The organism is Sphingosinithalassobacter sp. LHW66-3 (assembly GCF_050703275.1).
Classification (GTDB): domain Bacteria; phylum Pseudomonadota; class Alphaproteobacteria; order Sphingomonadales; family Sphingomonadaceae; genus Sphingomonas.
The window spans coordinates 1,970,353-1,982,070 of sequence record NZ_CP193482.1; the positions used below are offsets into that span (position 1 = coordinate 1,970,353).

Genomic DNA, 11,718 nt, shown 5'->3' on the forward strand with positions numbered 1-11,718 from the left:
CTCGCTGGTTCGCCGCTTCCCGGGCATGGGCGGCTGCGCTATCACGGTATCGCTCGCGTGACTGGCGATCGGATGGAGCACCATCGGGAAGCGCGAGCGGCACGGCGCCGCATCGCCTGGGCACCCCTTCCCGGATGGAGGAACGCCATGGCCGAATCGCCCCCGCTGCACATCGCCTTTCTGTTGTTTCCGAACGTCACCCAGCTCGATCTCGCTGGCCCTGCCCAGGTCCTGTCGCGGCTCGGCCATGTCCGTCTCGACCTGGTAGCCCGCACGCTGGATCCGGTACGCACCGACTCGCAGTTCGCGCTTCTGCCGACCGCCCGGTTCGAGGATATCGCGACCACCGACATCCTCTGCGTTCCGGGTGGTGCTGGAACCGTGGCAGCGATGGAGGACGTCGAAACGCTCGCCTGGCTGCGCCGCATGGGCGGCGAGGCGCAATGGGTGACAAGCGTGTGCACAGGATCGCTGCTGCTCGCCGCAGCCGGCCTGCTCACCGGCTATCGCGCCGCCTGCCACTGGGCGTCCCGCCACCAGCTCAACTGGTTCGGCGCCGAGCCGGTGGCCGAACGCGTCGTATTCGATCGTAATCGCGTGACCGGCGGCGGCGTGACGGCGGGCATTGACTTCGCGCTTGCGCTGACCGCCGCGATCCGGGGCGAAGCGCACGCCCGGCTGGTGCAGCTCGGCCTCGAATATGATCCGGCGCCGCCGTTCGATTCGGGATCGCCGGACCGCGCAGATGCCGCTACGCTCGAGCGCTATCGCACGATCGCGGCCCGTCAGGCGCCCGACCGGGAAGCACGCATCAGGGCAGTGGCGGAGGCGATGGCGGATCATGACGCAGGCTGAAGGCGCGTTCTTCCCGGTACGGCCGGTGCGGCCGCAGCGCCTTTCCTCGCCGCTGCGCAGCCTGTTCGGCGAACATGCGCGCAATTCGGTCGTCGGGTGGAGCGAAGCGGCGTTCCGCGACTGGTATGTGCAGCGGCGGGTGCTCGGGATCACCGTCCATATTCCGCGGCATCCCGATGCCGTGCAGCGCGTGCTGCTCGACAATGTCGCCAACTACGAAAAGCCGCGCCTGGTGAAGCGGCTGATCGCACCGCTGATCGGGCGCGGCCTGCTCACCGCCGAAGGCGAGCTGTGGCGCACCCAGCGCAAGCTGGTCGCGGCGAGCTTCGCGCCCGGCGCGGTTTCCCGGCTGACCGGCCTGATGGCCGATGCCGCCGAGGCGCGGGTGCAGAGCTGGCCCGAAAGCGGCACGATCGACATCGCCCGCGCGGCGACGCACACCACCCTCGCGATCATCGCCGACGCACTCTTTTCGGGCGATCCGCGCCTGAACAGCGCGCGCGCGCTCCGCCACATCGAGGATGCACTGATCGCCGTCGGGCAAGTGCGCGTCACTGCGCTGCTGGGCATGCCGGGCATCCGAATCGGGCATATCGCACGCGCCGGGGAACGCGGCCGCCGCTACATGCGCGCGATGCTCACCGAGATTGTGCGCGAGCGCGGGGCCGACGGCGGCCCGGATTTCCTCGGCGGGATCATCCGCGATCTCCACGCGCGGTTTCCGGCACACGAAGCCGAAACGCTGGCGATCGACAATGCCGCGACCTTCTATGTCGCGGGGCACGAGACGACGGCCAACGCGCTCGCGTGGAGCATCTATCTGCTGGCGGGAGACCAGGCGGTTCAGGAACGTGCCCGCGCCGAGGCGCGCGCCGCGCTTGACGGTCCGGCCGAGACGCTGCCCGAGCGGCTGCCGTACCTTCGCCAGATCCTGGACGAGGCCTTGCGGCTCTATCCGCCCGTGCCGCGAATGGAGCGCGAAGCGGTGAACGCGGACGAATTGAGCGGCCATGCCATCCGCAGGGGAGAGATCGTCTCGCTCTGGCCGTGGCTGATCCATCGGCACGAGCGACTCTGGGACGATCCAGACCGTTTCGATCCCGAGCGGTTCGCGCCCGGGCGCGAGCGCGCGCGCCATCGCTTCCAATACCTCCCCTTCGGCGGCGGACCGCGGGTTTGCGTCGGCGCGCGTTTCGCTACCGTCGAGGCGCTCGTCATCCTGGCGCACTGGCTGGTCGCGCGGCGCTTCGCGCTTCCCGAGGGCGCGATCGTCGAACCGCTGGGGAGCGTGACGCTGCGGCCGAAAGGCGGGCTGCCGGTACAGGTGACGCCGATCTGACCGGCGCCGGGCGTCACGCCAGCAGCGTGTGGGCGCCTTTCAAATCGTCCACGAAGCGCTCGAACTCGTCCGCGGCGCGCGCCTTGTCGGGAATGCGGAGCAGATAGCTCGGATGGACCGTGATCCAGCCCCGGCCGCCGCCCGGCAGGTCGAGCGGCCGGCCGCGCTCGCGCCCGATCGTCACCGTCCTGCCGAGCAGCGCGCGCGCGGCAGTCGCCCCCAGGGCGACGGTGATCTCCGGCCGGAGCAGCATCGTCTCCTGCTCGATCCACCAGCGGCACGCCTCGATCTCGCCGGCATCGGGCTTGGCGTGGATGCGCCGCTTGCCGCGCGGCTCGAACTTGAAATGTTTCACTGCGTTGGTGACATAGGTTTCGCTTCGATCGACGCCGGCGGCTTCCAGCGCGCGATCGAGCATCTGCCCCGCCGGCCCGACGAACGGCCGGCCCGCCAGATCCTCCTGATCGCCCGGCTGCTCGCCGACCAGCATCATCCGCGCGCTGATCGGGCCCTCGCCGAAGACGGTCTGCGTCGCATGCTTGTAGAGATGGCAGCGCGTACAGCTCGCCGCCTCGTTGCGCAGCGCTTCCCATGCCGCCTGGAGATTGCCGCCGGCCGCTGCCGGCGTCGCTTCGATCATGCCGCTCTCCCGCGCTCGTGCGCCTTTCATCAGCTCGGGCACCAACGCGGTCTCGGGCATGTTTTTCCAGTATCGGCGGGGCATCTCCTTCAACATCGCACCGGGCTTGAGCCGCGCCGGATTGAAGATCGCCGCATAATAGGTCTTCCACACCGCCTCGACCGGATCTTCCTCCGGCGCATCCGCCCGGGAGGCGCCGGGGCCTTCGCGCAGAATGGTTCCATCCCAATGGAGCGAAAGCTCGGGCGTGAGGATCGACCAACGCATCGACGCGAAGCGATCGACGAAGAAATTCGCATTGCGGCGCACGATATGGTGTTCGGGCTCGAACCAGGCGACGTAGCGCGCGGCGTCCTCCTCCTCGACTTCGCGGAAGCGGAGAAAGGCGCGCATCTTGTGAAGGTCGCGCTGCACTGCCCTGGCGAGGCCCTCGACGCGCCGCACCAGCGGATCGGCCGAATCCTCGAGCAGCTTCGGCGTCGCGCGTAGCCGCAGCAGCAGGGCATAGAGCAGCGCGAAACGCTCCGGGTCGGAATGGAGCACGGCCGTTTCGGCAAGATCGGGAAAGGCACGGGGAACGCGGAACCGCCCGGTTGCAGGCTCGGCCGCGATCGGCTCGCCCGCGAACAGATCGTCCGAGGCCGCACCGTCGACGCGCCAGACGACCTCTTCGGCCGCCACGCCGGCGCACGCCAGCGTGCGCGCTGCGGCGCGCCAGCCCTCGTAATCGTCCTCAGCGGAAAGCGTCGCGACGCGCATGCCGCATCACATTGCGCACCTGCGCGCCGTCACTCGCGCGCGTCGCCCGGCTGTTCGTGCTCGGCGCGCTCATATTCCTTGGGCTTCCGCGTCTCGAACACTTCGGCGAGCCGCGCCTCCTGCGCGTCCGAGAGCTCCTCCGCGGCGGCGGGGAACATCTCTTCCTCCTCCTCGTCGATATGATGTTCGTAACGATGCTTGAGCTCCTTGAACTTCTGGAGCCATTGGCTCGAACTCATGTCGGTTTCGACGAGTTCGCCCAGCAGATCATCGACTTCCTTGTGCTCGGAAACCGAGTGGCGCGCGTCGTCGCGCAGGTCCGGATCGGCGAGCATCGTGGCATAGAGCGATTCTTCCTCGGCGGCGGCATGGGCCTGCAGCTCCTTGCGCAGTGCCTCGAACAGCTCGCGGCGCTCCGGGCTGTCGCCGGATGTCTCGACGATGCGACCCAGCAAGTCGCGCTGGCGATCGTGGTCCTGTTTCAGATCGGCGAAAATTCGGGCTTCGGCCATGGGAAGGTCTCCTTCGCTTACCATGGCCAAACAAGCGGAAGGGCTTCGGGTTGCCGCTGCGAGTCGATCGCAGGTGCGGGGCGCGCGGACTCCGCACCTGCGCCCCGTCTTCACCGCGCGACCGTCTCGCGATAGGCGGCATGGCCGTGCCGCGGCGCTCCGGCTCCCGCTGCGAGCACGGCGGCAAGCAACGACAGCAGCGACGCGAAGAAGGCGTACCAGGCGATCGTCGAAACGAGGTCAAGCGCCTGTTCGCCCGCTTTTCCGGCTTCATCGCGAACGTCGCTGACGGTGGTGCTCACATTCTGCATCGCCGTATTCGCCTGCGACTCCCAGCGCCGGGCAATGGTTTCCGCCTCCTGCGGAGTCACGCCCGCGCGCGTTGCGAGCGTCTGCACGAGCTGCTCGCGCTCTTCGGGCGAGAAGGCGGCATTCGGCCCGGTGAAGAGCCGGTCGACCAGCCGGTCGATTTCGGCGCCCGCGTCGCCGGGGCTGCGCAGGATATTCTCGCCCGCGGTCTCCGCCGCGTTACGGGCGGCCATCGCGTCCTCCTGCGTGATACCCGCGCTGCGGAGGATCTGCGATGCCTCGCTGCGGATCGCCTCGCGCGTCTGCTGTGCCTCGAGATCGAGATTGACGTCTCCGGGCAGCACGGCGCCGCCAACGGTACCCACGACAGAAGCGCTCGCGCGCGCGACGGTGGTGATCGCGCCGGTTGCGGTGTTCACCACCGTGCCGAGCGCACTGGAAGCCAGCCACAGCGTTGCGATCGTCGCCAGCGCCCAGGTCGCCGCGCCATGCGCGGTCGCGGAAAAGCGATCCGCCTGTCCGGAGGTACGGCCGGCGACGAACCCGCCGATGGCGAGCGCAACGATGCTGGTGGCGATCCACCAGACCGCCGTACCGATTCCGACGCCTTCGAAGGCGGCGGCCTCGGCAGGATCGATCGCGCGCGCGCCGATCGCCGATCCCAGCAGCCCGAGCAGGATTGTGACGCCGACCGCGATGATCGCCCCGGCGAAAATCGCGCCCCAGGATATCCGTTTCAACAAGCCCGGCGGCATCGGAGCTTCCACTTCGTGCGCCACTACCGGTTCGCGGTGAACCGCCGTCGTCTCGACCATGATCGTTCCCCTGTACTATGCTGCGGAGCATCAGCGACAGGGTGCCGGCATCGATGCGGCGTGTGTGCACCCGTCGCACCTCAAGCAACCGAGCCCAATCGAGTAGGTTCCGTGCGGACGATCATTATTGTCGAGCGGCATCACTATTTTTGCCGTTCGGCAGACAACTCTACTGTGACTGCCCGCGCTCGGGCATCATAGCGATCCAGCGCGTCAGCATCGCCAGCGCTTCGTCGTGGCTGGTCGCGCGGCCGAGCTCGGGCATGGCGACTCCAGGCTCTGTGCTCGCCATGCGGAAGAGCAGGATCGACTCCTCGGGCGCTCCCGGATCGATCACCACCATGCGGCCGCCGCTGCCCCGCCCGGCCGCCGCGGGATGCTTGCCGATCCCGCGCGCTGCGGCATCGGGCTGTCTCCAGTCGAGAAAGAGGCCCGAATTGCTCGCCGAGCCACGGGCATTATGGCAATGGGCGCAATTGACTTCGAGATAGGCCGTTGCGCGTGCGTCGAGCGACGCCTGCGGATCGTCCCAGCGCGCGAGGCGCGGCGCATCTTTGGGCGCGCGGTCGAGAACGCCCGCGGCATGCCAGCGCTGAAGCTGCACGCCGTCGTTCAGGTTGCGCGCCTTGGGCCCGATCGGCGTGATCGCGCCGCCCAGATTATGGCAATCCTTGCACTGGTTGACGTTCGGCACCGAATAGCTGATCCGCCGCTCCTGTCCGGAAGGATCGGTGAAGGCGATCGGCACGCGCGTTCCGGCGCGCCGCAGCTCGGCATCGGTGCCCTCGGCGTTCCACACATAGGGAAGCGCCACCCAACCCGACGCGCGACGCAGCAGCAGCCGCGTCTCGATAGGCCGGTATGCGGCTCCCTCGCCATAGCCGAAGGTCTTGATCAGCGCGGAGCCGACCGGGAATTCGAACGCCGCCTCGGCATCGTAGCGAGCCGCCGTTCCCGCCGGAACATAGACATAGCGCTGCTTCAACGAATAGTCGGAGAAGAGCGGCGTATTGAGGTCGTACGGGTGCACGCCGGACGCGGGCGTCCGCGCGGAGAGGTCGGCGAAGAAGCCGTAGTCGGAAAGACGCGGCGGGAGCGCATCCTCGGTGATCGCCGCATCGTTGACCGGCGCAGCCTGGCGCACGGCCCCGGCGATCGCCACGGGCGCTGCCGCCAGCATCACCAGCAGCGCCAGCCGGTTGGCGAGCCGCATCACCGCGCCGCCGCCTCCATCGCTTCGGGCAGCCGCACCGCCGGCGGTTCGGGCGCGTCCATGCCGCCGCTCAGATCGACCGGCCGGGGATCGGCCTGCGTCAGCGGCGCGCCCGGCGTGAGCCCCATGCTCAGCGCAGGCACCGCATCCTCGAGCCGCAGCGATGCGGCCGGCCCCACTCCGTCCCACAGCACCGGCGGCAGAGCGCCGCCCAGCGCCGCGGCCAGGGCCTCCCCGCCCGGAATGCCCGGCGCGAAGCCGGTCCGGCCATGGCGGTTGTCGCGGATCACGACGCGCCGCGGGAGCGGGTCGTACTCCGCGTCGACATAGTTCTCGCGATAGGAAGTGACCATCACATTGGCGGTGCCGTTCTCCGCAAGCTCATTGTCGAAGACATGGACATTGTCGTTCGCCATCACCAGAACGCCGGTACCCACCGGCACGGTCGCGACGATGTTGCCCGCGGGCGCGAAATTGGGGGTGTCGTTGGCGACGATGCGGTTCTCGAACACGCGCACGTCTCCGCCGTTTCCGCGCGGCAGGTTCGGCAGGTCGAACACCAGGATGCCGCCGGTATTGTGCGTGGCGACATTGCCGAAGACATCGGCATGGCGGCTGTTCTCGATCTCGATGCCGGCAACGTTGTACTCGACCGTCGAGTTGCGGACGATGATGTTCTCCGACTGGCCGACATAGATGCCGGCATCGGAGGCGCCGCGCACCACGACCCGATCGACGAGCACGTCGCTGCTTTCGACCGGATAGACGCCATAGGCACCGTTGGTTGCGCTCGGCCCGCCGGTCCATTCGACGCGGACGTTGTGATAGACGATGCGATCGGCGGCCTTCGACTTGATCCCGTCGCCCTTTGAATCCTCCACCGCGAAATCGCGCAGCACGACATCGTCCGAAGTGACCAGCAGCCCCTCGCCAGCGCCGAGCTGATTTGCGAAGCTCAGCACGGTCTGGTCCGGCCCCGCCCCGCGGATGGTCACGCCATCGACGTCGAGCGAAAGCCCGTCGGTAAGTTCGAACCGGCCTGCGCCGATCCGCACCGTGTCGCCCGGCTGCGCATCGAGGAGCGCGAGTTGCAGCCGCTCCTGAGCATCCGGGCCTGCCTCTACTATCAGATCGCGCGCCGAGGCCGATGACGCAAAGAGCAATAATGCAGCTGCCGCCAGTCGATAGTGCATCGCATCCCTCCGATATTTTCGAACATCATGCGGGATGACTGCACGGCTGCCAAGTCACGCGGCAAATAATTCGAGCTGCTGTTGCGGCGGCACAAGCAACGGCTTGAGTTCGGCTTGATCGGCAAGCGCGATCGGGCGCCAATCCTCCGCGATCAGGAACGGCCGCACCTTGCCGATCGAGGCCGTTAGCCGCGCCACGTCCGCCAGACGCAGCCGCCGCCAGCGCCGCGCCGCGAGGATCGCATTCACGGCCTTCACCCCCAGCCCCGGCACGCGCAGCAGCGCCTCACGCGGGGCGCAATTGACGTCGACCGGAAACCGCTCGCGGTGGCGCAGCGCCCAGGCCAGTTTGGGATCCATGTCGAGCGGCAGCATGCCCGTCGCCGGTTCGGCCGCCGCAGCCACTTCGTCGGGCGCATAGTCGTAGAAGCGCATCAGCCAGTCCGACTGGTAGAGCCGATGCTCGCGCATCAGCGGCGGGCGGCGAAGCGGCAGCACCGCACTTGCGTCGGGAATCGGACTGAACGCCGAATAATAGACGCGGCGCAGCCGAAAGCGATCGTAGAGCGTAGCGGCCCGGCGCACGATGTCGCGATCGCTCGCTGCGTCGGCGCCGACGATCATTTGAGTCGACTGGCCTGCCGGGGCGAAGCGCGGCGCCGACTTGTACCGCTTCACGGCGTCGCGGCCGTCGTCGATCGCGGTGCGAGTCCCCGCCATCGCGCCTTCGATCCGATTCGCCGATTTCTCCGGCGCCAGCCGCCGCAGCCCGGCGACGGTCGGAAGCTCGACGTTGATCGAAAGGCGATCGGCATGGAGCCCCGCCTGATGCACCAGTCCGGGATCGGCATCAGGGATCGTCTTCAAATGGATATAGCCGCGAAAATCATGGTCTTCGCGCAAGCTGCGCGCGACCTCGACGATCTGCTCCATCGTATAGTCCGACGAGCGGATGATTCCCGACGAAAGGAACAACCCCTCGATATAATTGCGCCGGTAGAAGGAGAGAGTCAGCTGCACGACTTCCTGCGGCGTGAACCGGGCGCGGCGGACGTTCGAACTCTTTCGATTGATGCAATAATGGCAGTCGAAGATGCAGCTGTTGGTCAGCAGGATCTTGAGCAGACTGATGCACCGTCCATCGGGCGCATAGGCATGGCAGATGCCCATCCCTTCGGTGGAACCCAGCCCCTTGCCGCCGCCGGAATTGCGCTTCGCGGTTCCCGAGGATGCGCAGGAGGCGTCATATTTCGCGGCGTCGGCAAGGATCGCCAGCTTTGCGCGTAGATCGAGCTGAGCCATGATGTTCCTTTTATGTTCTATGGCTTGCTTCGTCCAGAGGAATGGACGTTAAGACCCGCCAGCATTAAGCAGTGGACAGAGGGGAGCGCCGATGGCCGCACGCGTGAATCGGGAGTTTCTAAGGCTGCTCGCGGTGCTGCTGCTCACCTGCGCCGCCGGCTGGTTCTTCAAGTCGCACTGTATGGCGGGGGGCTGGACCGACCTCGAGCAATATACCACCGGCTGTTACAGCGACGCGGTGCCCTTCTGGGGCGGGCGCGGCGTAGCGGCTGGCGAAGCACCGTATTTCCAGGCGCGGATGGAGTATCCGGTGCTCACCGGCGCGCTGATCTGGGCAGAGGGCGGCGCGGCGCGGCTGGTGTTCGGCGGCAGCGCTGGGGCGATCCATTTTCTCGGCTTCGTCACGCTGGCGAACACGGCGCTCGCAGCGCTGCTCCTCTATCTCTTCTGGTGCGAAGGGCTGGACAGGCGACGGCTCTGGGCCTGGGCAGCGGCACCGCCGCTGATCCTCTACGTCGGGCACAATTGGGACATGCTGGCGGTCGGCTTTGCAGCGGGCGCCATGCTGCTCGCGCGCCGCGGCGCCCTGGCGCGTGCCGCAGCGGTGGCCGGGCTGGGAGTCGCGGCCAAGCTGTTTCCCATCCTGCTGCTGCCGCTGCTGGGGCTGCAGGCGCTGTTCGGCGGCACACGCAGCGGTTGGGGGGCGCGGCTGCTGCGCGCCTCGGCGCTTGCCGCAGCGGCAGTCGGCGCCTGGGCGCTCGTGAACCTGCCGGTGGCGCTGGCGGCGCCGGAAAACTGGTCCGAATTCTATCGCTTTTCCGGGGCGCGCAGCGGAACCGCGGCATCGGCCTGGGAGATCTTCACGGCGTTCGGCTGGTGGCGCACCACGATCCCCGAACGCAACCTGCTCGCCGCGATGATCTTCCTGACCGGCGCCTCGGCCATCGTCGCGCTGGGATGGCGCCGCCACCGCGAGCGGCTGTGGGTCCTCTTTCCACCGGTGCTCGCCTGGTTCATGCTGACCAACAAGGTCTATTCGCCACAATTCGATCTGTGGCTCTATCCGCTGCTGCTGCTGACCGCACCGCGGCTGTGGCCGGTTGCGCTGTTCCTAGTCGGCGGGATCTGGGCCTATTTCGCCGAATTCTGGTGGTTCGCAGGCATCGAAGGCGCCGCGCTCGCGGCCAGCCACGCGGACATCGCGCTCGCGGCACTGCTGCGCGGGGGCGCGATGCTGTGGCTCATCGCCGACGCGCTGCGCCTGCCGCCGCCGCAGTGGCTGAGTTTTCCGCGGCAGCGGCTACAGAGTGCGCAGACCGCCGAGCGCGTGGACGTCACGGCACCAGCGTGACGTTGCTCTCCTGCTCGCGGCGCTGGCGCCGCTCGGCAGTCGCGCGCGTGGCTTGCTGAACGAAGCAGCCGGTTGCGCCGCCCGGCCCGACCGCCGAGCAGCTTCCCACGCCCGTCGCGCCTTCCTGCAAGGCGGACTGCTGGCGCACCGCCCAGCTCTGATTCTCAGGCGTGATTTCGGCCTGCTCGCGCAATGCCCGCGGAATCCGGTAACGTTCCGTCTCCGGAGCGCGGACGCAGATCGCGTCGCGAGGGCACGGATCCTCTCCGAAAATCGTGACCACGCCATTGATCGGCGCATCCTGTGCCAGTGCGGGAGCGGCTATCGCCACGCCCGCTGCGGCCAGCGTCATTGCCAGAAGTGTCTTCACCTTGGTGACTCCTTCCACGCCCGAACCCCGGGCGCTCAAATATGTTTCGACAGACCGATCGCCGCGCGACAGCCCAGTCGGATCAGCCCTGCCAGCAACGGATAGGCGGGTGCCGATTCGGCACCGGCCTCAAGCGCAGCGTCGCGATGCTCGATCTCTTCGTCGCGAAAGCGGCTCACCGCTTCGCTCAATTCGGAATCGCTTTCCCCCAATTGCTCGAGCTGAGCGAGGTAATGCCGGTCGATTTCGGTCTCGACCGCAGCGGTGCACGCCATTGCCGCTTCAGGCCCGAGCGCCGCCGTCGAGACGCCGAGCGCATATCCGGCGACATTCCAGAAGGGCTGCAGCGCCGTCGGCCGCACGCCGCGCGCGGCAATCATCGTATCGAAGAAGGCGCGATGCCGCTCTTCCTGATTGGCCATCCCCGCGATCGCGCGCGCGGTCGGCGTGCGATCGCCCATCACTGCGAGCTGCCCTGCGTAAATCCGAGTGGCGCCATATTCGCCCGCCTGATCGACTCGGATCATCTGGGGCACCGGCTCGCGCCGGTCTCCGGGCTTCCAGCGGCTCATAGCGCGCGCCTTCGCCCGACCAGCGCGAGGATTACAGCTGCACCGCCGAGCGAGAACAGCGCGTTCCACCCCGCAAGCGACAGGCCGAAGGTCCATTGCGGAGCATCGCAGCGGACCAGCGGCGCACGATTGATCGAATCGAGCAGGTCGGCACCACTCAGCTCGGCGCCGGCCTTTGCCGTGCATCCGGTGATGCCGGGCCACCAGCCATATTCGACACCCGCATGAAACACGCCGATCGCTCCACTAACGGCAATCAGCGCCGCCGCGATGCAGATAAGCGTGGCGCGCGTGAAGCGATGCTGAACGAAGAATGCCGCCGCCGCGACCGGGATAGCGGCATAATGCGGCCAGCGCTGCCAGTGGCACATTTCGCACGGATAGAGCCCGCCCAGATATTGCGACCCGAGCGCTCCGGCGAGCAGACCGAGCGGCAGCAGCAGCGCGAGCCGGCGCGCGAGAAGAATGTCTCTGCTCATCGGCCTCCG

The 11,718-nt window shown here is 67.8% G+C and carries 12 protein-coding genes and 1 riboswitch; of the genes, 3 read left to right on the forward strand and 9 right to left on the reverse strand.

Annotation, left to right across the window (positions count from 1 at the left end):
- Positions 1-47: 47 nt before the first annotated feature.
- Positions 48-129, forward strand: a riboswitch (ZMP/ZTP riboswitch).
- A gap of 18 nt (positions 130-147) precedes the next feature.
- Complete coding sequence (locus ACQ450_RS09570) at positions 148-855, forward strand: DJ-1/PfpI family protein (RefSeq protein WP_431469090.1); 708 nt, start codon at positions 148-150, stop codon at positions 853-855.
- Entirely contained in the window at positions 842-2,194 is a 1,353-nt protein-coding gene (locus ACQ450_RS09575; protein WP_431469091.1) for a cytochrome P450, read from the forward strand. The genes ACQ450_RS09570 and ACQ450_RS09575 overlap by 14 nt, the downstream gene beginning before the upstream one ends.
- Before the next feature lie 13 nt (positions 2,195-2,207).
- Here the strand turns inward: ACQ450_RS09575 and ACQ450_RS09580 are convergent, their stop codons facing one another.
- From ACQ450_RS09580 to ACQ450_RS09605, 6 genes are all read right to left on the reverse strand, one after another.
- Positions 2,208-3,593 (reverse strand): UdgX family uracil-DNA binding protein, encoded by a 1,386-nt coding sequence (locus ACQ450_RS09580; protein ID WP_431469092.1) that lies wholly within the window; start codon positions 3,591-3,593, stop codon positions 2,208-2,210.
- Positions 3,594-3,622: 29 nt separating this feature from the next.
- Complete coding sequence (locus ACQ450_RS09585; RefSeq protein WP_431469093.1) at positions 3,623-4,105, reverse strand: hemerythrin domain-containing protein; 483 nt, start codon at positions 4,103-4,105, stop codon at positions 3,623-3,625.
- 110 nt (positions 4,106-4,215) lie between these two features.
- Positions 4,216-5,229 (reverse strand): TIGR04086 family membrane protein, encoded by a 1,014-nt coding sequence (locus ACQ450_RS09590; RefSeq protein ID WP_431469094.1) that lies wholly within the window; start codon positions 5,227-5,229, stop codon positions 4,216-4,218.
- A 169-nt stretch (positions 5,230-5,398) separates the two neighbouring features.
- The gene (locus tag ACQ450_RS09595; protein ID WP_431471198.1) at positions 5,399-6,442 is read right to left on the reverse strand and encodes an SO2930 family diheme c-type cytochrome; all 1,044 of its coding nucleotides are present in this window, start codon (positions 6,440-6,442) and stop codon (positions 5,399-5,401) included.
- Positions 6,442-7,635 carry a parallel beta-helix domain-containing protein gene (locus ACQ450_RS09600; protein ID WP_431469095.1) on the reverse strand — a complete coding sequence of 398 codons (1,194 nt, stop codon included), beginning with the start codon at positions 7,633-7,635 and terminating at the stop codon, positions 6,442-6,444. Before ACQ450_RS09600 ends, ACQ450_RS09595 begins: the two co-directional genes overlap by 1 nt.
- Positions 7,636-7,689: 54 nt before the next feature.
- Positions 7,690-8,937, reverse strand: a complete 1,248-nt coding sequence (locus ACQ450_RS09605) for a putative DNA modification/repair radical SAM protein (protein ID WP_431469096.1) — start codon at positions 8,935-8,937, stop codon at positions 7,690-7,692.
- A 91-nt stretch (positions 8,938-9,028) separates the two neighbouring features.
- On the opposite strand from ACQ450_RS09605, the gene ACQ450_RS09610 reads away from it, so the two are divergent.
- Complete coding sequence (locus ACQ450_RS09610) at positions 9,029-10,288, forward strand: hypothetical protein (protein WP_431469097.1); 1,260 nt, start codon at positions 9,029-9,031, stop codon at positions 10,286-10,288.
- On the opposite strand, the gene ACQ450_RS09615 is transcribed toward ACQ450_RS09610, so the two are convergent.
- From ACQ450_RS09615 to ACQ450_RS09625, 3 genes are read right to left on the reverse strand one after another with little or no spacing between them, the layout of a single operon-like run.
- Entirely contained in the window at positions 10,272-10,658 is a 387-nt protein-coding gene (locus ACQ450_RS09615) for a hypothetical protein (protein ID WP_431469098.1), read from the reverse strand. The two genes, ACQ450_RS09610 and ACQ450_RS09615, sit on opposite strands and share 17 nt — an antisense overlap.
- Before the next feature lie 35 nt (positions 10,659-10,693).
- Entirely contained in the window at positions 10,694-11,230 is a 537-nt protein-coding gene (locus ACQ450_RS09620; protein WP_431469099.1) for a demethoxyubiquinone hydroxylase family protein, read from the reverse strand.
- Complete coding sequence (locus ACQ450_RS09625; RefSeq protein WP_431469100.1) at positions 11,227-11,709, reverse strand: disulfide bond formation protein B; 483 nt, start codon at positions 11,707-11,709, stop codon at positions 11,227-11,229. Before ACQ450_RS09625 ends, ACQ450_RS09620 begins: the two co-directional genes overlap by 4 nt.
- Between the last annotated feature and the right edge of the window lie 9 nt (positions 11,710-11,718).